The following is a 25,156-nucleotide window of genomic DNA, read 5'->3' as shown; positions in this document are numbered from 1 at the left end:
ATATGCGAAAATTCTTGTTTTTAGTATTTCTTTTACCGTCTATTTGTTTTTCTCAATCAGAAAAATTTCCTGTTTTTGATACATGTCAAGGAGAAACGATAACGTCTGTTAAGGATTGTTTTTACAAACAAACAAAAGAGTTGTTTTTTAAAGAATTTAAAGAGCCTTCAATTATTGAGAAGGAAGGGTTTAAAGGTTTGGTAAATGCCATTTTTCTAGTGTCTAATTCTGGAGATTTTAGATTGTTGTATTTAAACTCCCCGTACGAGGAATTAAAGAAAGAGGTAGAGAGAGTCTTTGCAAAATTTCCAAAAATTCAGCCAGCTACGTATAATAATCACGCAATAGAGATGCAGTTTATTCTTCCTTTAGAGTTTCCGTTAAGTGATGGTTCAGAGAAAATTGAGGTCGTCGAGAAAAAGGAGATGCCAAAGTTAGATATCAAAGAAGTAGTAGCTAAGAATGTTACGCCAGATTCTATCTTTTTAGAGCATCAGAGTCAGCTGAATATTCCGTTTACACATCAAAATTATGTAGACTATGAGTTTGCGCTCCACAAAGCCAAAGGAACACATACAGCATCAAAACCATATATTTATTCGGAGATGAGTGAGTATTTAGATCTGACTGCACAGAAAAAACAATTTTATAAACCAGGAGTGAAATCATGGTTTGGAAAGAAATTGTGGAATGAGCATTTATTGCAAGTAAAAGAAGATGATTATTGGTTTACATTAGACTTTTTGTTTGATGTTCAGTTTGGAAAAGATAATTCAGATGAAGTTTCGTACACTTATAATAACTCAAGGATATTCAGAATAAATGGAGGCTTTGGCGAAAAGTTTTCTTTCTCTGCTACAATCTATGAAAGCCAAGGTAGGTTTGCAAACTATGTAAATCAATTCATTACTAATCCATCTCCCAACTTTAAGCCTGCTTTTTCCGCAGGATTAGTGCCCGGTAGGGGAAAAGCCAAAGCTTTTAAAGAAGATGCTTTTGATTATCCTGTAGCTGAAGGATACTTGTCCTATACGCCAAGCAAGTATATGCAGTTCCAGTTTGGACATGGGAAGAATTTTATTGGTGATGGATATCGATCTTTTATTTTATCTGATGTCGCAACGCCATCTTTATACTTAAAGGCTAAATTCAGTTTTTGGAAATTTCAGTATACCAATGTTTGGCTTTGGGCCAATGATGTACGGCAGGCAGCTGTAATAGGGAATGAACATGCTAGAAAGTATGTAGCTGCTCATTATTTAAGTATTAATGTTTCAGATAGGCTTAATTTAGGGCTTTTTGAAACTGCTATGTCTGCTGGAGAGAATGGGATTGATGCAGGATTTTTAAACCCCTTGATCTTTTATCGATCGGTAGAATTTAATCGAGGAGAAGATGCTGGTAATGCCATTTTAGGGCTTACAGCCAAGTATAAGCTTTCAGAAAAAACATCATTATATACGCAATTGATCATTGATGAATTTTCAGTGGGTAATTTGGGAGATTTAAGCGATTGGAGAAATAAATTTGCGTATCAGATAGGAGCAAAATATTTTGATGCTTTCCGTGTAGAGAATCTTTTTTTACAAGGAGAATTTAACTACGCAAGACCATACACATTTGCACACAGGAACCCTGTTTTAAATTATGGACACTATAGTCAGCCGTTAGCGCATTTATGGGGAGCTAATTTTTGGGAGCTAGTTGGAATTGTAAGGTATAAGAAAGATAGATGGTCTGGAAGCGCCAAATTAATTTTAGGGAAGAAAGGATTTGATTTCGACCAAACCGTAAGTTATGGAGGAGATATTTATCAATCGTATGATATTCGTGTTGGGGATACAGGAAATGAATTGGCTCAAGGAAATGCCGCGACAATTTTAATAGGAGAAGTACAAGCAAATTATTTGTTGAATCCTTCTAATGGGTTAAGCCTATTTGCAGGATTTACATTCAGAAATTTTTCTCCAGAAACTACTTCAACTACTTTTCAGAAAGAAACAACAACATGGTTTACCGTTGGTTTAAGGGCTGATCTTTTTAATTGGTACTTAGATTTTTAAATATAAAAAGAGGCGCTGAACTCCTAAAACAACGCCTCTTAGCAATCTTACAAAAAATCTTGAAAAGCCATAGCCAGATGGCTATGCTAATCAACCATCAATTAATTTCTAATCAATTTCACAGTTTTTATACCAATATCTGTACTTATTTTGGCAATGTAAACACCAGTAGCAATACCTTCTGTTGAGATAGTTACCTCGTTTCTGTCATTCCCTTTTTGAACAGAAATCTTCTTACCTAAGATGTTAAAGATTTCTACAGATCTGATTATATTATTTGGTGTGCTAATGTTCCAACCATTAGAAGAAGGGTTAGGATATACACTAGACTCAATAAGATCATTATCTTTTGTGCTAGCCGTAGCTGCTCTGTATACATAGAAGTTATCATACCATACAGTTCCGTTTAAGTTAGACGTAATTGCCGCTTGCGCTAAACCTGTAAAGGTGGAAAGGTCTACAGCAACATCCACCGAAACCCAAGAACCACTGACAATAGCCGGTGATGAAGCATCATTAAGATTAATTTCAACAGATGATACTTCTCCAGAGCCAGCACCAAAGTCAACTAATTTCAGATTGAATACTTTACCAACAAGATTAGTTTCGGTAGTGTAAAAATCGATATGCATGTGAGTGAAACCAGTAGCATCTACTCTATTTGCAGCAAAATCTATTCCTTGACATGCATTGTTCTTGTATTTTTGAGTTGCATTCCCAGCGATCATTACTTCCTCTACAGAAGATGCGCCACACCATCCTGCATCAAAATTACTGGTCACGTCTGTATACTCATCACTATATATCGATATTACATCCCAGGCATTTCTTGCCGGAGGAGTAGGAGCTGCTGTTCCTGGTCCTTCTTCGAAGAAAGAAATCGTATATGTTTTCATAGTAGTACCATCTTGCGCGGTTACCACAACCGTAGCATCTCCTGGAACTGCTGGAGCTTGTGTTATATTAGTAGAAGCGCTGCCATTTGTAGTAGTAGCTGTAACCGTAGGTACAGGCGAACCTGGAGCAAGACCATGGTTGTACGTTTCAGTCGTTGGGCTAAAACCAGCCACAGTGTTTCCGTCCACTTGAAGATCGCTTAGAGTCGCATCAGTAGTTGGGTCAACTGGACTTTTCCAGAAATATAAGTTGTCTACATAGATAGCATCTGTAGTTCCATTACCACCGTCAAACTTGAATTGTATAGCATTAGTAAGGTCTCCTGTGATTCCGGCAACAGGGATATCTACACTTATCCAGGTGCGAGCACCAGTGTTTGTAATTGAATGAGCGATTTCTCCCCCAGAACTAATTACAAAAACATTTGGATTAAATGTTCCGTCTATAAATATGTCGACATGTAAATTTTCCATTGCCGAAATGTTCTGTGCACTCCCAAATTGAACTCCTTGATAGTTAAAATTGGGATACGCCAGCACAATATTTCCTGTACCTGGATCGAAACTAGTGTTCGCTGTACCCAGTCCAGCTTGCCCCCAGTTTGGGTTGAAATCTGATCCACCAACATCGGTGTATGCATCACTAAAAATAGAGATCACATCACCTGCATCTCTTGTAGGTGGGTCTGTTGCATTATCTGTAGGCGCTTGGGCAAAAGCAAGCCCGCTAGAGACTAATAAAATAAGTAGAAAAGTAATTTTTTTCATAATGTTTTGTTTATTTATTGAATTAAGTTTATTTGTAAAAAATTGATAATCAGATAAATATAAATCAATTAAGACTCAATATCTTTGAAGTCACCTCAACAAAAATTACACAAGATGTTAATGTTTTGTTGTTGTGCCATATATTATTTAATTAAATGATAATCAATGTGTTATGTTTAATTTTTACTATGAATGTAAACAATATTTTTTAAAATGTTGTGGTAATGTTGTGTTTTTAAAGTGTACTTTTAGGAGGTAATCAGTATTTTAATTTTTCATTCTTGTCCCAAAGACCCCAATAAGCACCTACATCACCTTCATCTCCCACTTTCCAAGACTCATCAAAAGATGAGAAATAGAAAATATCAATACCTTCTTCCTCAGACCATTTTTGAGTATTAATGAAATACTTAATAGCATTCTCCTCAGAAGGGAAAGCACCCTCTAAGTTTGTTCCTTGACTTGGCCAGCCAGTTTCCGATATGATTACTTTTTTACCATTACCCGCTCTTAATGCTCTGTTGTACATATCCTTCATATACAATAGGGAGTAATCCTGATCACATCCTTCCCAAAAAGGATAACAGTTGGCCAGAATAATATCACAAGCCTCTGTAATTACAGGTCGTTCGCTAAACTCATAATAAGCATCTACATACCCTACTGGAATACCTTTTGGCATCGCTTCTTTTGTTTTGTAAATAAAGCTAAGAAGCTCTTCTTCCGTAAGATCACCTCTATACATTACTTCATTTCCTACAGCTGCAATATCTACATAACCTTGCTTTGCAAGTTTGATAAGACCCGCAACCTCTTTTTCGTTGACTTCTGGATCATCACCTAACCAGGCACCGACCAATGTTTTTATACCATATTCATGTGCTATTTTAGGAATTAATTCGTTGCCCTCTGTGCAAGAAAAAGAGCGGATCCACTTTGTATATGGAGCCATAATATTTAATCTCCTTCTTATCTGCTCTTCGGATAATTGATCCCCAGGCTCTTGACCTTCTACATAAGGACTAGAACATAAACCATGCATACCAGATCTTAGCACTTTTCTGAATAAAGCTCTTAATTCAGCAATAGATTTATCAGCATAGTCAATACTTGCTAGCGCCAAAAACTTTTCTTCTCTTATCGACATAATGTTATACTATCTTTTTGTTGTTTTATAATTCCCCTCGTCGTTTGACTAATTCTTCTTTTATTTCTTTTGCTCTACTCTCATTTAAACTATAATTTCTCATTACCCATATAGCGCAAAGAGCTGTAATAACCGGTAAAACTATATCAGTAATTCGCATTCCTGTAAGTGCTTCTGCTGTTTGTGTTGTTGCTGTAGGATCATAACCAAGTAGTTTTAGTATAACTCCGGAAAATACCAAAGCAAGACCTTGTCCAACTTTTATCATCCACCAATAAATAGCGCCAAATGTTCCTTCTTTACGAGGCATACCATTTTCAAATTCATCTAAGTCACAAACATCTGCGGTCATACTCATCATTAGCGTAAATAAACATCCCATACCAAATGCCATTAGTGGGATCGGAAGAAATACCATATAATAATTTTCAGGGTCAAATCCCCACCATTTTAATATGTATCCTACTATAGAAATTAAGGTTGCATAAATAAAAGCCTTTCGCTTTCCATATTTATTAGCCATCCAATTGATTATGGGAATTGCAATGAAAGCTGTATAAGCTGCAGTTACAGCTGGAAATAATGCGATCCACCATTTTGAAGCTCCCCAATCACCATCGAACATGTAAAAATTAATAATAAACACCCCAAATTCTGCAACAATTTGAAATCCGTTAAACACTAAAAAAGTAGCCAAACAGAGTTTTGCAAAGGGTTTATTATTAAGAACTTTCTTAATTCCTTTAAAAATTTTACCCATGCTGCCAAAAACACTTTTAAGAGTTATGTCTTCTCTTCCTTCCATTTTGCTGGCATCAATTCCGCGACAAAATATTGCAGGTAAAATTCCCAAAATAATTATGACGACACCTGCAATTAAGGCAACTGTTCTAACTCCTTCCGGTTGCGTATCGAAAAGGCTGTCATCAGGAATCAATACATATAGAAAAGGAACTAACATCCATGCTACTTGGCCAATTGTATTGGCAAAACTCATTAAACGTGTTCTCTCTCTATAATCTGAAGTCATTTCATAGCCAAGAGCTATTAATGGTGTTGAGAAAATAGTATTACCAAAAATTAGTAGTATTGAGAAAATAAGTAAATACCAAAAATTATACATTTCGGTATTATCTCCGTGTACTTGCCATAATATGGCAAATATTAACCCCGATAGTATAGCTCCAATAAAAATGTATGGCCTTCTTCTTCCATAACTTGAACTTGTATTATCGGACACATACCCCATAACAGGATCAGTAATAGCATCAAATAACCTTGGGATACCTACAATAAGTCCAGCTAAAACTGTATCCATTCCAAATCCATCTGCAGATTTAAGTATTACTACAAAAACCCCTAGAATACCAGGAATTAAATTATTTATTAAGTGACCTGCTCCAAAAGCAGCTTTTTGACCAATAGGAACTTTTACGGATTGTGACATAATTAGTTAATTTTAATTAGTTGTTAATCACTATAGTTTGTATAGCTTGGGGACTTATCGTTATATTTTTAGAAACTTCACCTAGATTGAGGTCAAAGTTTTTCATTTCCTTTCCTTCGTTGAAAATAACAACAGCGATAGACCCATCAGGGTTTTTCGCAGCAGTCACCATCAAATCTTTATCTGAATTTATAGCATCAATGACCTCCGCACCTGGCCTAATGTATTTGCTAAAATGTGCCATGGTATAGTATATCGGAGTAAAGTAGACTTCATCTTTTTCGGGATCCACAATTACTGGAGCCACGCACCAATTCTTGAACCAGTTTGGTCCACCTTGCGTGTCCAACACCATATTCCAATCTACCCAACCGTCTACCCAATTGTTAAGACAGCCTATGATGTCTCGAGCGTATCGATTTACTGGAGCATATTTAGGATGTAGATGTTTTTCCTTTTCAGAAGCCCAATCCCAGCCCCAATCTGTTGCTTCTTTTCTCCAGTACCAAGCATCATCTTGCCATTTTGGAACCTCAGAATCCACACAGCCTTCAGTCTCGATCAGATATTTATCGGGTGCTTTATTATGTGCATATTGTAGTGCTTCAGGGAAATAATCATAGGTGCTTTCGTACCAATGAATTGCTGTCCCGTCAAAGTATTTCGAAGAGTTTTCATCTCTATACATTTCGTCTACCCATTCCTTTAATCCAGCTCTGTTTTGATCATATCCTAAAATGATCTTATCTCCATATCCATCAGCTTCTAATTTTGGACCTAAGTGAAATTCAACAAAATCTGTCATTTCTTTTGGAGAGAAATGCATGCTCTCCCAATTATTTCCATTTCCATGTGGTTCATTTTCCACAGTGAACCCCCAAATCTCAATCCCTTCCGCTTTATATGCATCAATATATTTTGAAAAGAAAAGTGCCCAAGTATCATAATACTCTGGAAGCAGCTTTCCGCCAACCCAATTGTTATTGTCTTTCATCCATGGAGCGGCTGTCCAGGGAGAAGCGAATATGTTAAAGCCATCTTCAGAAATAGCCATAGCATCTTTAATCATAGGAATGAGATCGTCTTTATCTTCTTGAATGGTAAAGTGTTTCAATTCCTTATCTCCAGCAACAGGAGTGTATGAATAATTAGTCAATGAAAAGTCACAAGAATTCATATGAGTTCTGGTCAATGAATAATTTGCGCCGTCTTTGGCGAAGTATGCTTTTAAGATCGTATCTCGATTTTGTTGACTTAATTTATTTAATAGATATGCAGAAGACTCAGTAAAAGCACCACCAAAACCAGAAATGGTTTGGTATTTTTTTTCTGGGTCTAGAATAATTGTCGAGACGCTATCCATTTTAGAAAACTCAGAAATTAAAGTTAGCTTATGTCCGCTTTCGGAAGTTTCATAAACTTCTACTGACAATGATTTCTCTGATGTACAAGATGCTATGGTCATAAGGATAAGCATAAAAAAACTGGATTTTCTAATTAGTTTCATCGTAAAAATTATTTTAGTGTGTTAGAGACATTTCTTTTTTTTTCGGTGGTGTTAATACTTCCTTCATTAGATCTTCTTTCTTGCCATGGTAGGTTTTGGAAATAGTATTTCCATCTCTAGTAAGGTGTTCAAAAGTGCCTTTATCAACTAAGTTCCACAGGGCGTATTTAGCTTTGCCATCAACTGTGAAAAGTCCAAAATGGTTTTCGGAACCACTTTGATTGGCTGCATCTTTCCAAGGCTCATCAAAAGCTTCAAAGTAGAAACATGATATACCAGCTTCGTTGGTCCAATCTCTCAAAGACTTATAGTACAACGCTTCCTTGTATTCATCAGTAGCTCTCGACCCTGTTGGACCATAATGGCCATTTGATACTGTTGCCCAACCCGTTTCTCCAATATGGATGGGTTTGTCAACCCCAAGACTTTTCATATATTCAGAAACCGCTTTGTATTGGTCCATTGCAAATTGCTTTGCCCGTAACATTGCAGCATCTATCTTTTCTACGTCCGATAACTTTTCATCTTCTTCTGAGGACTTCCAAAACTCAGGATTATAGTGACTGTTATGATAGGCATAGGTATGCATGGAAATATAATCCACTGCCTTCATTAAATCTTCAAGATCTTTTACATGATAGCTTGGATCTCCACCGCCCCAAGATGCAAAATCATCTGAGCTAGTAATCCACAGGTCCTTCGATAGCGTACCTTCTTTTTTCAATCCTTGTAAATGATTAACCCATTTTAGAATTACATTGGGCTGTACATAATAGCTGGTTGCCCACCTTATCATAGCTTCGTTTCCAACCGCAATAATCTTTACAATATCAGGGTATTCGTTAGCTAGCGTAACCGCTCTTTCAATTTCTCCAGCATTCTGCTCACTTTCTATATTATGATCAGGAACCTTATCGGTCCAGGCATTCTTACAATCGATCCATGCGCCCAACATAACGTACATTTCAAAGTTTGCATCTTCTTTTTTCAATTCTCGAATTGCTTTTAAAATGTTTGGAGCTTGCGCTAATTGAACATTATATGTTCTCAATATTCTTATACCCATAGCATAAAGAATTTTCATATCTTCTTTTATTTGTGCTATAGTGGGTTGAACATCTCGAGAGGTCTTACGATAACCACCATAAGAGATTGCTAAATATTCTGGATTTCCTAATATATCTTTTGCTGTCAATGCTGTTTTCTGTTTAGGTTCTTTTTTCAAATTATTTTTGCTCTTTTCGTTTTTACAAGACCATAAAATACTTGAAAGAATTATTGTGTATAGATAAAATTTCAACTTCATGGATTTGTACATTTTTATTTTAAATGACTCGATTTAATGTGCGCGATTATCTGAGTTACATTTCCAGTGCGCTTAAAGATCTGTTCGCTGATCTCTTGATCTACAACTAGGTGATCGAAAGATTTAGAGCTCCCATCTTTAAATGATATTCTTATCATATCGTTTTCTGAAATTTGATATACAATTGGCACTTGGCAATAGGTGAATCCTAATGAATGTTCTTCCATTTCAATTATTCTCTTTTCTTTAGAAAGACTCAGGTATTCAAAATTCGTAGGTTCAGTAAAGAATTCCTCTCTTCTTAATAAGCAAGGGTTGAAATATAGTTTTCCTTGTGTCACAAAGATTCCTAATTCTCCAAATCGGCTTAAAATATCTTCTTTTACTTGACCTGTCATTCCAGGTTGCTGAGCACCTTTACCATATGGTGTATGTGAATAAGGGTCCGTTGGGAAAGCACCATATAATTGAGGTGATTTATGAACGCCTATTCCTTCATTAATTTCATAGAAGTGTTCAAGTAAATGTCCAACAACTACTTCGTCTTCTCCATCAGATATCGCCTTTAAGCAAGACTCTTGAACGGCTAGTAATAGCTTTGAAACCATATGCCAATAGATAGATCCCAATCCTTCATAACCATAAAAGGTTCCTGATCTTCCTGTAAATGCTTTGTGATTAAAAACCTCTTCAAAAGCGTTCAATATTTTATGTGAATCTGAATCTAAAAGTGATTGATATTTTGATCCAGACAATTTTTTCAAAGCCTCAGAAACATCACCTTCATTTTTAAAGTTTCCATTAAAATGATATGCTCCGTTTACGTCTTTTTCTATAATCTGCACGTTACCGTCTTTTAATAGTTCCTGCAACAATTTGGATGATAAGATCGCGTCTTCAGGAATCGTATTTCTATCTAAGAATCCCTTCAATTTTTTATTTGGATACAACAGATAACTATATTGATCTTCTCTAAAAAGTTTGCTGCGTTTTAATGCATTCAATACATTGAGCGATTCCCTTGCATTGAGGTAGCCAGAACTTAAAACAGCAACCTGACCTTCTAACATTTCACTTAAATAGGAAATAGAAATAGAATTGTCTGTATTTATCGTCATTAAATTGTATGCATGATATAAATCATCAGAACGTTTATTTGCCTTGATTGAATGCTCTAAATATGATTTACTTATGGATACAAAGTCTCTCAATTTTGACATAGAAAGAGTCGTTTTTCTCCCTGTAAATGCATGCTCATAAATTTGTGTTCTGAAGTCACTTCCAGCTTTTCCTAAACTGTCTAGAATTAATTTTTTATTGCCGTCAGAAATGGCATCAGAAAGTAGGTTTCTGTGTTGCTCAAAAGTTTCTAAAACAGCATTGAAAAAGTCAAAAATCTCATTTGAAACCTCTACGCTATCAACTTGTGCAGAAGCCAGCAACTTTTCAAAGAACTTAAAGAATCGCCTTAAATAATAAAGCGTAACCATGGATACGCCATTTCCTACTAGTGCATTGTTTGCATCATTCCATTCTGGGCGTTGTGTATTCATCCATATTCCTCCTTCAGGAATAAAATTGGATAATTTTGCTAACGATGTAGCTAATATTTTTTCAATAAAATTCACTTTTACAATGAATCTGTTCTCATCACGAAGCAATGCTCCATCAGCACCTAATTGGTCTCGTTCAGCACGAATCTTATGATCCAAATCCTCATCAAAAATAATGGTGTCTTTAGGGTTTGCTAATAAGTCTTCATAAGGCTTAATCTTGTAAGGAACATTCGCGTAGACAAACAGATTTTTTGTAAAGAAACTCTCTAACTGATTTGGTTTGTGATTGTTGATGAATTCGAGAAATTTCAACAAATAGATAATTTGATGATCTCCCCAATACCCAATATATGACCAGGGATCATCTGGTTCTATAGTCTCCCAATCAAAACCATCTTTGGTAATTCGATAAGGATTGTAGCCATCAAATGTGGTTGCATTTAAAAACTTATGCACCATACTTTCAATGAACTCGGGGTATGAATGGGCTAGTGCTTCCCAATTCTGAAAAATATCTCGCCAGTTCCCTTCATAATCTAAGATCTTAGAACCATCTACTTCACTTCTAGTATTTATAGAAAATTTATTCCATGGGCGACTTGGGTCTCCATGACGACGACTAAACTTCAATGGCATGTACTCTAAACAAAGTCGTCTAAAGTTTTTATCATCACTATTATATGCAGTTTCGTGTAATGTTGTTACAGAGAATACATCAGGTAAACCTGCCACAACAGATTCCGACGTTCGAGCGACCTTTTTATTTGCATTTGAGAGATAATTATTAAAATCCCATTTTTCGATTTGATAACCATCATCGAAAATTCCTCCTCTCATGATGTTGAAGAGCGTGTTTGAAAAATGACGTGTGTCACGCAAACTGTCTGCTGAAGCTTGAATAGCATCAGATGCGGCATTTAATTCGATAAGGCGCTTAGTTCCAAAAGCAATGTTATCATTTATTTTTTGTGCTAGATCTGCATCTTCTTGTATTTGTTTAGATAGACGAGCGATATCTGAATGATTCTGATTTACATTGGCAATAATCATCCATTCTTTAGAAGATTCTCCTTGTAATGTAATTTTGTCATTCACAAAATAAGCACCTTTTTCAGCTTTAACATCAACCTCTTGGGAGATTGATTGACGCGATCTAAAGTTGTTTAATTGAAGAGATGATAGTAAATATGTCGGGTTTTGAAGACCTAAGGACCATGCAATGTTTGCCTTTAAAGCTTCACTAGCCTCTGCTTTGTCTACTAAAATTGCACTAAGAGCAAAGATGCCCAACCCTGTTGCTTCTTCTAATTCATTGCGCTTGTATGCATCGACAAGATTACTTGATTGATTTTGAATATCGGCACCAATGCTTGCGGGCATAACGTTCTGAATCCCATCTACAAAAGAAACATCAACGGGATCATTTGACGCATTGATTAGCTTAGATTTTTTAACAAAGCCAAAAATGTTGCTAGAACTCCATTGATACCTGAATGTTAACTCCAAATCATGATTGATCTCTTCGAATATAATTTTGTTTCCATACTTGTTCTTATACAAGTTTTGGGATGTGTTGTACCTCCCTAAAGATCTTATAGCCAAAGGTTCCCACATGTATTCTTTACCATTCTTACGAACTTTAAAAATGGATTTATTCCCAGTGATGTCTGCTGATTCTGTAATTTTATCATCAGTATAGTATGGGAACAAGGCGTATTCGGCATTTTTTCTTCCTGCTGTTAAACCTCCATTACTTGAAATGAACATCCAATGATTGGAGTCACTTACAATACTCATAAAGAAGGGACGCATCCCTTCACTATTGGAAATCTTGTAATACATTTCATTATCAATGTTTACAGATGTGAGTCGAATATCTTTTATATATCTCTTTTCTTCTTTCAAAATTGTCTCGCTAATCATTTCAACGTTCTTAGTTGTAGAGTTTCTTAATTAGTTCTTTTTCGTTGTGGATTTGATATAGATGCTTGAAGATCGTTAGGTCAACCACCTTCAAGCATAAATCTGATATGTGTTTTACTTAGTTTTGAGAGTACACTCGCACGTAATCGACATACATGGTTTGCGGAAATACGGTGCTATTATCTGGAGAACCAGCAAAAGACCCTCCTACTGCCATATTCATGATGATGTAAAATGAATTATCATTAAAGACCCATTCTCCATTTGCATCACTTGGCGTGATTTGATTATAGAGCACATCATCAACGTAATAATTGATATAATTTGGGCCCCACTCAATTCCAAATACATGGAAGCCAGTATCAAAACGATCGTTTGTCAACTCGTAACTTTTAGTTACTGGTGTTGCTCCTGAGTATCCAGGTCCGTGCACACTACCATGTGTAATAGTAGGTTCTTGTCCACGGTATTCCATGATATCGATCTCACCAATTTGAGGCCAAATAACAGAGCCATTAGAGTCGTCCCCCAACAACCAAAAAGCTGGCCATATTCCTTGACCCCATGGTAATTTAATTCTTGCTTCGAATCTCCCGTATGTTCTTTCGAACAGTCCTTTTGTTAAAATTCTAGCGGATGTATAACCCGAACCCATATATGATTCTTGAATTGCAGTAATTTCTAGCATTCCGTTCTGAACCTTTACATTCTCTGGTCTGTCTGTATAATACTGTAACTCATTATTACCCCATCCATTGGATCCTGTACCAATGTCATAGATCCATTTAGCAGCATCTGGCGCACCATCAGTATCGAAGTTATCTTGCCATACTAGATTTGTGAAGTTTACTACTGTCTGAGTTTCATCTGTTTCACAACCCGAAAGGCCCAGTATCAAGATACATGATAACGCATAGGTTGAGAAAGCTTTTATATTGAATTTATTTATTTTCATGATTTTCGTATTAGATGTTAACCTGATTAATTATGGAAATATATATTATCGATAAATACATCTGTTACCTCAAAAGGTTGCCCAACCAATATGTATTGCGCAATGTTAGCTCTAGATGTTAAATTCGTAAAATCACTTAAGGGAATGTCTAAACTTACCCATTCACCTTGAGCCGGACCTGTAACACTAATTTCGTGCTCTGTATCGTCTCCTCCACCAAAAGCATTATCAGGACCAAAATCAACAAGTTTTATATTAAATGATGTAAAATCTGGTGACCATACATCCATGTGAATGTGTGTCATAGCGGAGGCATCAACAGTATTTGATACTGTTTCAATTCCTACAAAACCTAAGTTTTCATATTTTTTGGTATCATTACCCGCAATCGTAACATCAGAGAATACTGTCGCTGCAGCAGACCAAGGTGTTCTCCAAGTATCAACGGTCACATCTGTATACGCATTACTAAACAACGAAATAACATTTGCAGCAGGAAGTGTTGGATCTGGAGCGGCTGCAGTTGGCGTTGTGGGTACTTCATAGAAGTAAATATTATCTGCATAGAAATTCGTAAGATTCGTACCAAGATTTTCATAAATGATAAGTCCTAAACGATTCTTGTTCACCATTGTTAATGGAATATCTATACTGTTCCATGCATCTCCCACTAGTGTTGCAGTAGTTAATGTTGTTTCTAGATTTGTATCGTCTCCTCCACCATCTACACCATCAGCTCCAAAGTCACGAATGGTGATCTTTAACTGTGAACCAGGATTAATGGTTCCTGGAATAAAGATGTCAAAGTGGGCGTGCGTCATAGATGTCGCATCTACTGTAGGGTTGCTAAAACTAGTACCTACAAAATTAAAGTTCGTATAATTTAATACGTTATCTCCATTTACATTAAAGTCGGCAGATCCTGTTGTTTGGAATGGTTGCCAGAATCCGTTAAAGTAATCTACAGGAACATTTGCATAAGCATCACTAAATAAAGAAATCACTAATGATGCATCTCTAGTCGGTGTAGGTGCATTTGTGAAATCTCCAAGAGATTCTAAAGTTAAAGAACCTGCAGCATCTATTCCGTTAAGACTTGCTGTAATGGTAGTGGTTCCTGCTGTATTTACTACAGCTGCTCCAATTTCGGTAACGGTTGCTACTGCTGTGTTTGAAGACGTAAATGTATAGTAAAGCGGAGCCGCCGTTACCGTAACATCTTGACCATTTGCTAAGTTGAATGTTTCTGTAAGTCCATTTACGATCGCAACAGCTCCGTTAAATGTTTGAGCTGTAGCGGCTTGTCCATTCATAATAGCGGGCCTTGGCTGAGCAATGGTACCCAGTTTTTCGAACCTGATCTCATCAATCCAGAAAGTATATCCCAGACCACCGGTACTATCGGTACCTGCCGAGAATGTGAACATTCCTTTTTCTTGCACTAATTTTGAAGCATCAGGAATTGGAATGACCACTTTTGTCCAGTCTGTAGATAAATGAACATTGTCAAGACCTACAACATATTTATTTTGTTCGAAATCGGTACCAAAACCGAATACACCCACAGTCGCTGTGGTTGATCCTTTCACCCAGAAAGTTAAGGCGTCATAGGAAGTTAAGTTTCTTCCATTCCCTCTGTCTTTAAAAATTCCTCCGATAAAAGTACCATTAGGATCGTTAATTCCAGGTACATCAATTCTAATAGAAGAATTTCCTTGATATGCAACGTTGTCGTCTGTCCCAAATCCATTCGGATTAGCACCTTCTGCAGGATTAAAGGAAATGAAAAACTCATCTGTCAGGCCTACAGGAGCATCTGTATATACTTCAGCGGTACTAGGAAATGTTGCCGCTACAACATCTTCTGAAAGATCTCTTTCACAACCTGCGGTTGTCAGAAGTAATATCCCCATTGCTATGGAAATCTTTGTTTTGATATATTTTATTGTCTTCATTGTGTATGTTTTATTTTCCTATGTTAATATGAACGTACGTTCTAATTTCCCATTCAGAACCGTTTGGAAATCCTACAGGACTGATAATCGGTGCATTTCCAAATTGTGGAGCAGCATTAGGTGAAAACCTTGGAGAATACTGATTTAAAGAACGCCATGTTCCACGTAATCCGATTCTTGTGCTTGGCAAAACAAACCAATCTGGTTTCCCTAAAGTTGTAGATACATCTAACATAAGTTGTAAAGGGAATGTAAGGTTGAAATCTCGATGATAATCGAAAGGCCCCCAGTCATTGACTTTAACCATAGATGTTATTTTCATTTTTTTGTAGATCATTCTAATGTCACCACCGAATCTTTTTACCAATCTGTCGCTATCACCATTTGCTTGACCATTTCCATAATAAAAATTACCAATGATGCCTAACTCTGGACTAATCTTAGAAACCATTCTTGAGTGCACTTCCCAAAGATCTTCTGCTGGAGCGGAATTAGGGAAAGCAAAGAAAGTACGATTGGCTAAGAAACCAATATGTGCATCCATGGTTGTTGGCAAATGACGATATACAAAACCTAAGTTCATGGCAAATTTTGCATCTTCTGCTCTATCATTGTCCCATTCATACATCCAGGTTCCTGGTGTTGGGTCATATGTTAATAGCAGCTCTCCACCAGTGGTTTCTCTATTTCCTCTTACTGCGAAAGGGTCGTCAATTACATTACGTAGCCTTCCCGCACCACCTAAATTGTTAGGCATTGGTGCTACTAATGGCTTTTGCCACAAGAAATTCGGTGCAATTTGAAGATTTCCTTTATTTATCGTAAAACCAGTAAGGAAGTTCGATTGATTTCCACTTCCGTTATCTTTTAATCTCCATCCTGTGAATGTTTGCGTTTGGTCTGTTCCACCATTGGCAACAATACCTGATACCCCACCTTGAGCATACCAGTTGAATGTTCCTTTTTGATAGGTAAGTTTGGCTTTCCATCCGTAGTTGTCTGAAGATTGAACTCTGTCGACTACTACATTTCCGTTATCATCTATATCTTGGAAACTCGTTCCATTCAAAGGACTTCCAGCCCAGATCCCTCCTAAAGTTAGACCGAAATGACCGAATTTTTTTTCTAGCACTAGAGTGGCTCTTTCTGTTGGAAAGGCTGGGATAATACCACTTCGAACCTGATTTGCATCTAATACCCTTTTTCCGGTTACTGGATCAATGATAATATCCGTTTCGAAATCTCTGTGGTAGATACCAGTAACTTCCCAGTGACCGAGTTTTTTACGATATTTTAAAAGCGCTGTTGGATTCGCTCCCCACCAAAGTTGAGGTCCGAAAGCGGCTTTGAATCCATCAAAAGAACCTTTTCCATCAACTTCGACTCCTAGAATCTCACCTCCATAGATATCTAAATTTGGACCGTAATTCGCTTCTGGATACAATCCAAAGAAATCACCTTCATATCCCCAATGATAGTGTCCAGTACGATAGAATCCTCTTATGTCAAAGTCTTTGGTGTTCCATGCGAATTCTGCATTGTAGACATTTACTCTATTGTTATCAGTAATGATCGCATTCCCATCAGGCGTACTCACCGTTAATGGACGAGCTCTATTTTCATAGAAAATCTCATCTATAGGGTTTTCAGCAACATTACCGATTACATTAAATGTAACATTTGCTCTCATATTTGGAGAAGGGTTTCCTTCAACTCCAATAAAGTATGATTGCATATGATCAAACCCAAGTTGATTTGGATAGTTTGTTTCGTTTGGATCTGGATTGTCAGGCGTAGTAATCAAACTACCTCCTGTTTGAAATGTAGTAAACTGAGCGGTAAGCTGACTAATACTTAGTTTAGATCCAGCCCCACCACTTAAAGCTGCTTTGTCTCCGCGAGCTCGTAAAACGGCGTCCATTAAGTTTATTTGAGCAAAATGATCATCTAAAGTCTTTTGACTTGCTCCTAATCCGAAAGGATTAAATTTGTGTGCTTCTTTTAACGCATAGTAGGCTGCTCTTGGATACAATGTATATAGACCTTTTTCATTATTGGGTCCCTTTGCACAAATACCAAACCATTCTTCATTCATGTTATTTGCGCCTGGAGAGGCAACATCTATAGGGTAACCTCCATTGTGCCAGGTAGCATCATTATCGTGTACATCTAAATTCTTGGTTTGTCCCTTTTTCCACCATCCATCACTAAATTGGAAAGTAAAACCTCCAATTGAATTCTGTGCTTTTCCTAAACCGGCAGCGTTTTCATAAATTTCTTTCCAGTTCCCAAGATCATAATATGCCTGCATCTTTTGATCTTCCTGATTGTTTTTAGCATTAAAAGCATCTGAACCAAATTCCGTAAACATGATTGGCATGTCCAGTTTTTTCTTCGCAACTTCAAACATATCGGTAAAAGAAATTCCACGATAGGTATTAGCGCCATAGATATCAACATCTTTACATTCTTCAGCTACAATATCTACAAATAGAAGATCCCCGTTACAAATAGCTACTGGGTGAGAACGGTCTACAGCTTTCATTTTTTTAGCTGCTTCGTTCATTAAGCGATACATTGGTCTACCACGACTTTCTCCTACAGCTTGTCTTTTTTCGTCTTCATCAGGAAAATCTTCTGTTTCTGCACCTGCCCAAAAAAGACCATAATTATTTTCATTACCTAATAGATACATCAAAAGACCTGGTGTATTTTTATACGTATTTACTAGTTTATCAACCTCTGATAGAAGCAGTTTTTGAGTATCAGCATCAGAATAGTTGGTCACTGGCACCCAAGCTCCGTTAATGGTTAAGCCATATCTACCAAAAGAATGGTTAAGCATAGTGTAAATTCCATATTTCTCGTAGATATATTGAATCCATTTGGGTTGAACACCAGTATACATACGTATTGCATTAATTCCCATGTTTTGTAAAAGACCCATTTCTGCATCTAATGCTTCTTTAATGAAGTCATCTGATTGGTTCCATAAACTATAATTGAAGTTGGTACCAATAGGAAAGTAATCCCAATTCATACCGTTGATCATAAAGTCTGCGCCATTTACTTTTAGTCGCATTCCATTGGCATCTTTTTGTACAGAGACTTTATCAGCCTGAGAGAACATCAATGTAGTGCTTACTAGAAGTAGGAGCGTTAGTAGATTTTTTTTCATGTTATATAAGTTTAAGTTCTTTATACACGCCTAAAATTGTGTGATAGTAAATTTAATGTTAAGAATTGACGATTATTAAAATAAAACCTCAATAAAAAGTATACACTGCAAAAAAACCTATGGAATTTTGAGAATTTATCAAATAAACCCTGTTAATAGTTGGGTGTTTGTATAAAACCAGTGCTTCAACAAATTGACGCAAAAAACACAATGTTGTGGTTTTGTATAGGTAAATAAAAGAAGTGTATGGATTTACAAATCAAGAATGTAGTTTGATAAACTAGCTTCATGCGGTAAATTCATCTTTTTACGTAGTCTATATCGCTTCACTTCAACGCTTCTAGGCGAAATATTTAGCAGTGGAGCTATTTCCTTCGACGACAGGTTAAGCCTTAGATACGTGCATAGTCTTAAATCGTTAGATGTAAGGTTAGAATGTTTTGATTTAAGTTTCTTTATAAAGTCTTTATCCGCATTCTCGAAAGCTTCTTCAAACAACTTCCAATCATCCGACGCATTTAAATTCTTATTGATCAACTTTATTACATTGTTAATATCTCCCTTCTCTTTTATAAGACTTAGTTCTTTTTTTATAGTACTTAACAACTCATTTCTTCTTACCAAGTTCATTGTTGAAAGGCCTAACTCCCTATTTTTTGAATCAATATCCTTTTGTAGATCCAGATTTTTGAAATGCATTAACTGTTGTTTGTTCTCCAGTTGCTGAATCTCTAATTCTTTTTCTTTTTGGTGTAATAATTTTTTACGTTGATTTTTATAGTAGCCTCTATAGATCATATGTGTTAAGAACACGATAAGCATTCCTGAAAGAATATATAGGATCACTGCAAATGATCGCAAATACCATGGCTTATCTATACTGAAGCTATAGCTTGCTGTATTTGCAGTTTCAATGTCGCCTAGTTTAGCTTTGACTTCAAAAGTGTATTCGCCATGTGGTAGGTTTTCAAAATAGGTGACAGATTTTGGCGACCAATCACTCCAATTATCATTGAAACCGAGTAATCTATATGTATATAAAGAGGGTAAGTATTTACTGTAGTCGGAAACATTAAATGCTATTTGAATGTGATTTTCATTGTTTTTAAGCGCGACGTTTTGAGCAAGATTTAATGGAGTATGAGGGCCATTAATGCTATGGGCAGAGATTGCATCCAAAGCAATTTTGGGTTCAATAGAGTGGTCCTTACCTAGGTCCATAATAGTGTACCCATCCGTGGTACCCATTAGATATTTACTATCTCCAATATATAGCACGTTTTCATATCCATCTTTAGTTTCTCTTACACTGTTTGGAAGCGGAATTGCAAAGAGGTCGTATTTCGAACTAAGCTTACCTTGCTGAGCATATGAAATATTTGATTTTGAGAAGGCAAACAGCCTATCGTTAACGTTGATCAATTTTCCGGAAACGTATCCTAAAGAATCATATAGTTGACTCAGTATCGTGTCTTTCAAAAAAGTATTTGAGGCAGTTTCGTAATAAAAGACACCTTTTTTAGAGCCATAGAGCACTTTACCATGATAGCTTATAAGGCTTGACTTTATACTTTTATCTATTGCCGTTTTTGCATAGGAAAGAACTTTGCTCAATGTTGGGTCTATTTTTAACTTGTAAACACCTTTATGTTCATGACTTACTAAGATTTCGTCGTCATTAATAAATTCAAAAAACCTTGAAGAAATATTAAATCCTTCGAGTTTATTCTTTAAGCTCCATACGTTATTCTTTCTTTCAATAATATATAGTCCATTGTAGTTCCCCTGAATTAATAAGTTAGGTTGGTCTTTAATCTCTTGAATTTTCCAGGTCCCTTGAGCGTTGGAAATTTTCTGAGCACGCCCGTTGGAAATGATAAATGTTCCTTTGTCATGCCCGCAAAATATAGTGTTTTTTATTTGCTGAATGGTCCATACCTGTCCTTCTGTTCCTTTTATGAAATTAAAAGTGCCATTTACAGTATGGTCTTTATAAAAAAGCCCCTGATTTGTGCCCAAATAAAGAATGTTGTTGTCAATAAAGGTTGTGTAGGTAGATCCAAGGATCCCTAAGTCATCTTTATATACCCTGAAAGACGTGTTAAAATTAATATTATTAATACCATGGTCTAAACCTAGCCACACGTTACCTCCAGTATCTTCGAATAAGGAAAGTACTGTGTTATTCCCCAGCCCTGTACTTTGGTTTATTTCGTAAGCAATTTCTTTTTTGTCATTAACATGTATAATACCATTTGAAACAGTTCCCAATATATAATGACCATTTTTTAACTGGATACTACTATAAATACTGTATTCTTTTAATTTAGTATTCAACGCAGTATCCCATGGAACTAAATTGCCATCTGTTTGTAAGCTGAAAAAGCCATCTTCTTTGGTTTGAATTAATAGCTGATCGTCATCATTAAATATATTAACAACGATACGGTCTCTAACGTATTGATGATCCGTAACCATAGTCTCTTTTCCGTTCTCGAACATAAAGAGACCTTGATTAATTTTTTGAAAATAGATACTATCATCTACTTTATAGATTTTGACAATTCTTGTTTCTGAGGTAATTACATTAAACGTGTTGTCTTTAGTATCATAGATGTAGATTCTATCTAAAGATTGGAAAAGTATCCATCGTTCTAGTTCTAAAATATTCCAAAACTCTTCATCTTCTTCGAGAGAAACTGTGTTATTTGCAGTTAAAGAGGTGTAGTTTAAATTACCAAACGCATCTTTTTCCCAGTATCCAAAATCCATATAAGAACCAGTGTAGATCTTATCATCAATAACTTTTACAGACCTGGTTATAGAGCCATTTGCTGATTCGTAGAGCTTCCATCTCGCTCCATTATACGTAAGCAATCCTTTATTGTTGGCAAAATAAATAGACCCATCGCTTGCTTGGTCAATAGCCCAATTCTGATCTTCGGCGCCATAATTTTCAGGTGTAAAAACCTCTATAGGAGGTAGCTCTTGAGCTAGAACACTTATTTGAATCAACAGAAAAACATAGAGAAAATATCTTAACTTCATTGCTTAAAGTAATAAAAAGTGAATATGACAAGGCCGATTATGAGTAGTCCTACTTTCTTGGCATATGGCCAAGGAACTATTTCTACTTGCTTTGTGTAGGTTTGCACATAACTTTCGGATCTTGGTTTTAATCTTCCAATTATCAACATGATAATAACATTTATGACAAATAAAATAGCCATAATATGCAAGAAGTGCGGATAGGCGTCCACTTCTATTTCTTGCAAGCGTTCAGGGCTTGTAATCCCCAACTCTTTCGCTTCATTTAATGCATTTGAAACCAAGTTTGGGCGAACGTAAAACTCGCTGACAATGTACAATATAGAACCGGACAATAACCCAATCTTAGCAGCAATCGCCGGAACTCTTTTTGTAGTGAAACCAACAACGATAATCGTTAATATTGGGATGCTATAAATACCATTTACCCGTTGTAAATATTCAAAAATACTTGAAAGATTCTCTAGGAATGGAGCAATGAACATCGCAGCTAATGCCAAAATTATTCCGAATAGCTTTCCATTTTTAACCACGGTTCTTTCTGAGGCATTCTTGGAGATATGTTGTTTGTAAATATCTACACCAAACAATGTAACCGCACTATTTAGTACGCTGTTAAAGGAACTTAGAATGGCACCAAAAATGACAGCCGCAAAAAACCCGATCAGTTCAGTTGGGAGCACTTTTCTAACCAGTTCGCCATAGGCCTCATCAGGAGCGGAAACTTCTAGCATACCATTGGCGTGCATATAGTAAGCAATAATTCCAGGAATTACGACAATCAAAGGTCCGAGTATTTTTATAAAAGAACCTAATAGAAGTCCTTTTTGCCCTTCTTTTAGATTTTTTGCAGCCAGTGCTCTTTGGATTATTTGTTGATTGGTTCCCCAATAGAAAAGTTGCACGAGCATCATACCTGTAAATATGGTTGCAATTGGAATTGAATCAGTTTTAGTACCGACAGCATTAAATTTTTCAGAGGCTTTTTCGGTCAATAAGGACAATCCATCAAAAACACTTCCATCTCCAATAGCAAGTAAACCCAATATGGGAATTAATATACCGCCAATCAATAGCCCTATGGCATTGATAGTGTCAGAAACAGCCACGGCTTTTAAACCTCCAAAAATGGCATAGATAGATCCGATAACTCCAATACCCCATATGCAAATCCATAATGCTGTAGATTTGGTTACGTTCAATATTTCTGGAATGTCGAACATGCCGCTAATTGCAAGAGATCCAGTATATAGAATGGTAGGAAGTAGCACGACCATATATCCTGTTAAGAATAAGAATGAGGTTAAGGTTTTAGTGCTTACGTCAAACCGGTCTGCTAAAAACTGGGGAATTGTTGTCAGCCCACTTTTTAAATATCTGGGGAGTAAAAATAGTGCTGTAACTACCATGGCAATAGCAGCCAGTGTTTCCCAAGCCATTACCAAAATACCTTCGGAAAAAGCATTTCCGTTTAGCCCAATAAGCTGCTCAGTAGATAGGTTTGTTAGCAGTAAAGAACCAGCAATTACTCCTGCAGTTAAACTTCGGCCTCCTAAGAAATATCCTTCAGAAGAGTTTTCATTGGTGTTTCTGGTTGCAAAGTATGAGATAATAGCAACCAACGCTGTAAATCCTACGAAAGAAATAATACCTATCATTTTGTAGTACAATGTTTGGTTACTAAGATAGCTTTTTTCTTTTAAAAATGGGAGAAATGAATAGTATTGTATAGTAGTTGTATTGGGGTATGTGAAAAGCACCTTTTATCCAAAGAAGGTGTTTTTTGAAATATGTTTTCCAAAAAATGTATTTTCTTCTAATATGTTATGTTTAGGTTGAATATTGATAAAAAAACATGGTATTTCAATTATTATGAAATATCTTTGCACTCGAATTTTATTTAAATGAATTCTACTACAGTTATAGAGAATAAAGCATCCATAAAGAGCTTTTTATCCGATTTAAAGCAACTAACAAAAGTAGGTCTTTCCTTGAGTGTTGTTTTTTCTTCTATTGCAGGATATTTACTGGCAGTAGATCGTGTAAATTACACGACACTTTCGTTATTGGCAATTGGCGGGTTTTTGATGGTAGGAGCTTCTAATGTTTTTAATCAAATTATTGAAAAAGACACAGATGCTTTGATGAAAAGAACGATGAATAGACCTTTGCCAACAGGAAGGATGAGTGTTGGTTTTGCTTTCTTTATCGCGATTAGCTTTACAATTCTTGGCCTAGCTATTTTATATTCTATTAATGCGAAAAGTGCATTGTTTGGTGCGATTTCGATTTTTCTGTATACCTGTGCATATACACCGCTAAAGTCGGTAACACCACTTACGGTGTTTGTTGGAGCGTTTCCTGGAGCCATCCCTTTTATGTTAGGTTGGGTGGCAGCTACAGATCAGTTTGGAATTGAAGCAGGGTTTTTGTTTATGATCCAGTTCTTTTGGCAGTTCCCACATTTTTGGGCCATTGGATGGTTGCAATTTGAAGAGTATAAAAAAGCAGGGTTTAGCATGTTACCGATGAATAGAAAAGACAGAGGTGCAATTAAGCAAATTTTGTTTTATACGAGTATAATGATTCTTGTCTCCGTAGCACCCGTATTTAAGGTAACAGGGGCATTTTATATTTATCCGTTAACGGCTGTTATTGTGGTGTTGCTTGGTTTTGTGATGTTATATTATGCATACCAATTGTATAAAACACAGGATAATAAAGAAGCTAGAAAATTAATGTTGTCTAGTGTGCTGTATATAACGGTAGTACAAATAGTATATGTAGTCGATAAATTTTTACATTAAAAATGGTAGATAAAGAAACACTTCAAGAAGAGTATAGCGTAGCCAAGAAGAAGTCGGCGAAACCGATGCTGTGGATATCAATGATTAGTATGTTGATGTTCTTCGCAGGATTGACTAGTGCCTATATTATAAGTATGAAAAGAGATGATTGGGTTACTTTTGATTTGCCAGAAGCCTTGTTTACAAGCACCATATTAATTGTGATCAGCAGTATTACCTTATACTTGTCGCAAGTATTCTTAAAAAAAGATAAGAGAGCAATCTCATTATTACTATTAATAGTCACATTTGTTCTTGGGATATTGTTTATCTGGCTGCAATATGAAGGGTTTAATGAATTAAAAGCAGCCGGACTGTATTTTACAGGAAAAGGGAGTACAGTATCAACATCTTTTCTAATTGGTATCACATTAATGCATGCATTGCACGTAGCAGCGGGAATTATCGTGTTGTTAGTTGTAATTTATAATCATTTTAAATATAAGTATAAATCAGACGATTTTCTTGGGTTTGAACTCGGTGCGATCTTCTGGCATTTCGTAGATGTTTTATGGATTTGTCTATTTTTCTTTTTCTATTTTATTAGGAAATAAAAATTGA

Annotated in this window: 14 protein-coding genes; 3 read left to right on the top strand and 11 right to left on the bottom strand. The window is 36.2% G+C overall.

The window, feature by feature from the left end; translation table 11 throughout:
- Positions 1-2 precede the first annotated feature (2 nt).
- On the top strand, positions 3-2,063 hold the full coding sequence (locus RQM59_RS09880) for a gliding motility protein RemB (protein ID WP_349241944.1): 2,061 nt from the start codon (positions 3-5) through the stop codon (positions 2,061-2,063).
- A gap of 101 nt (positions 2,064-2,164) precedes the next feature.
- Here RQM59_RS09880 and RQM59_RS09875 read toward each other — a convergent pair whose 3' ends face one another.
- From RQM59_RS09875 to RQM59_RS09825, 11 genes are all read right to left on the bottom strand, one after another.
- The gene (locus RQM59_RS09875) at positions 2,165-3,727 is read right to left on the bottom strand and encodes a T9SS type A sorting domain-containing protein (protein ID WP_349241943.1); all 1,563 of its coding nucleotides are present in this window, start codon (positions 3,725-3,727) and stop codon (positions 2,165-2,167) included.
- 259 nt (positions 3,728-3,986) lie between these two features.
- A complete protein-coding gene (locus tag RQM59_RS09870) occupies positions 3,987-4,874 on the bottom strand; it encodes a glycoside hydrolase family 17 protein (RefSeq protein WP_349241942.1) in 888 nt (295 codons plus the stop codon).
- Positions 4,875-4,899: 25 nt separating this feature from the next.
- Complete coding sequence (locus RQM59_RS09865) at positions 4,900-6,321, bottom strand: MFS transporter (protein WP_349241941.1); 1,422 nt, start codon at positions 6,319-6,321, stop codon at positions 4,900-4,902.
- 16 nt (positions 6,322-6,337) lie between these two features.
- The gene (locus tag RQM59_RS09860; RefSeq protein WP_349241940.1) at positions 6,338-7,828 is read right to left on the bottom strand and encodes a glycoside hydrolase family 30 protein; all 1,491 of its coding nucleotides are present in this window, start codon (positions 7,826-7,828) and stop codon (positions 6,338-6,340) included.
- A 13-nt stretch (positions 7,829-7,841) separates the two neighbouring features.
- The gene (locus tag RQM59_RS09855) at positions 7,842-9,134 is read right to left on the bottom strand and encodes a glycosyl hydrolase family 17 protein (protein ID WP_349241939.1); all 1,293 of its coding nucleotides are present in this window, start codon (positions 9,132-9,134) and stop codon (positions 7,842-7,844) included.
- A 14-nt stretch (positions 9,135-9,148) separates the two neighbouring features.
- Entirely contained in the window at positions 9,149-12,613 is a 3,465-nt protein-coding gene (locus RQM59_RS09850) for a hypothetical protein (protein ID WP_349241938.1), read from the bottom strand.
- A 118-nt stretch (positions 12,614-12,731) separates the two neighbouring features.
- The gene (locus RQM59_RS09845; protein ID WP_349241937.1) at positions 12,732-13,568 is read right to left on the bottom strand and encodes a glycoside hydrolase family 16 protein; all 837 of its coding nucleotides are present in this window, start codon (positions 13,566-13,568) and stop codon (positions 12,732-12,734) included.
- A 26-nt stretch (positions 13,569-13,594) separates the two neighbouring features.
- Positions 13,595-15,523, bottom strand: coding sequence for a hypothetical protein (locus tag RQM59_RS09840; protein WP_349241936.1), 1,929 nt, complete (start codon positions 15,521-15,523; stop codon positions 13,595-13,597).
- Between the two features lie 10 nt (positions 15,524-15,533).
- Positions 15,534-18,701: a glycoside hydrolase family 2 TIM barrel-domain containing protein gene (locus RQM59_RS09835; RefSeq protein ID WP_349241935.1), complete on the bottom strand. Its 3,168-nt coding sequence runs from the start codon at positions 18,699-18,701 to the stop codon at positions 15,534-15,536.
- A 252-nt stretch (positions 18,702-18,953) separates the two neighbouring features.
- Positions 18,954-21,749, bottom strand: a complete 2,796-nt coding sequence (locus tag RQM59_RS09830; RefSeq protein WP_349241934.1) for a helix-turn-helix and ligand-binding sensor domain-containing protein — start codon at positions 21,747-21,749, stop codon at positions 18,954-18,956.
- A complete protein-coding gene (locus RQM59_RS09825; protein WP_349241933.1) occupies positions 21,746-23,407 on the bottom strand; it encodes a solute:sodium symporter family transporter in 1,662 nt (553 codons plus the stop codon). Before RQM59_RS09825 ends, RQM59_RS09830 begins: the two co-directional genes overlap by 4 nt.
- Positions 23,408-23,653: 246 nt before the next feature.
- On the opposite strand from RQM59_RS09825, the gene cyoE reads away from it, so the two are divergent.
- The gene (gene cyoE, locus RQM59_RS09820; protein ID WP_349241932.1) at positions 23,654-24,556 is read left to right on the top strand and encodes a heme o synthase; all 903 of its coding nucleotides are present in this window, start codon (positions 23,654-23,656) and stop codon (positions 24,554-24,556) included.
- 2 nt (positions 24,557-24,558) lie between these two features.
- Positions 24,559-25,149 carry a cytochrome c oxidase subunit 3 gene (locus RQM59_RS09815; protein ID WP_349241931.1) on the top strand — a complete coding sequence of 197 codons (591 nt, stop codon included), beginning with the start codon at positions 24,559-24,561 and terminating at the stop codon, positions 25,147-25,149.
- The last annotated feature ends 7 nt before the right edge of the window (positions 25,150-25,156 follow it).

Origin of the sequence: Asprobacillus argus (genome assembly GCF_032248395.1) — a bacterium.
In the GTDB taxonomy this organism is placed as follows: Bacteria; Bacteroidota; Bacteroidia; order Flavobacteriales; family Flavobacteriaceae; genus Polaribacter; species Polaribacter argus.
This window is presented reverse-complemented; position numbering and strand designations above follow the sequence as displayed.

Excerpts from the sequence above, each read along its gene's own strand:
- RQM59_RS09880 (WP_349241944.1), top strand. The coding sequence starts at position 3 with ATGCGAAAATTCTTGTTTTTAGTATTTCTTTTACCGTCTATTTGTTTT.
- RQM59_RS09875 (WP_349241943.1), bottom strand. The coding sequence starts at position 3,727 with ATGAAAAAAATTACTTTTCTACTTATTTTATTAGTCTCTAGCGGGCTT.
- RQM59_RS09870 (WP_349241942.1), bottom strand. The coding sequence starts at position 4,874 with ATGTCGATAAGAGAAGAAAAGTTTTTGGCGCTAGCAAGTATTGACTAT.
- RQM59_RS09865 (WP_349241941.1), bottom strand. The coding sequence starts at position 6,321 with ATGTCACAATCCGTAAAAGTTCCTATTGGTCAAAAAGCTGCTTTTGGA.
- RQM59_RS09860 (WP_349241940.1), bottom strand. The coding sequence starts at position 7,828 with ATGAAACTAATTAGAAAATCCAGTTTTTTTATGCTTATCCTTATGACC.
- RQM59_RS09855 (WP_349241939.1), bottom strand. The coding sequence starts at position 9,134 with ATGAAGTTGAAATTTTATCTATACACAATAATTCTTTCAAGTATTTTA.
- RQM59_RS09850 (WP_349241938.1), bottom strand. The coding sequence starts at position 12,613 with ATGATTAGCGAGACAATTTTGAAAGAAGAAAAGAGATATATAAAAGAT.
- RQM59_RS09845 (WP_349241937.1), bottom strand. The coding sequence starts at position 13,568 with ATGAAAATAAATAAATTCAATATAAAAGCTTTCTCAACCTATGCGTTA.
- RQM59_RS09840 (WP_349241936.1), bottom strand. The coding sequence starts at position 15,523 with ATGAAGACAATAAAATATATCAAAACAAAGATTTCCATAGCAATGGGG.
- RQM59_RS09835 (WP_349241935.1), bottom strand. The coding sequence starts at position 18,701 with ATGAAAAAAAATCTACTAACGCTCCTACTTCTAGTAAGCACTACATTG.
- RQM59_RS09830 (WP_349241934.1), bottom strand. The coding sequence starts at position 21,749 with ATGAAGTTAAGATATTTTCTCTATGTTTTTCTGTTGATTCAAATAAGT.
- RQM59_RS09825 (WP_349241933.1), bottom strand. The coding sequence starts at position 23,407 with ATGATAGGTATTATTTCTTTCGTAGGATTTACAGCGTTGGTTGCTATT.
- cyoE (WP_349241932.1), top strand. The coding sequence starts at position 23,654 with ATGAATTCTACTACAGTTATAGAGAATAAAGCATCCATAAAGAGCTTT.
- RQM59_RS09815 (WP_349241931.1), top strand. The coding sequence starts at position 24,559 with ATGGTAGATAAAGAAACACTTCAAGAAGAGTATAGCGTAGCCAAGAAG.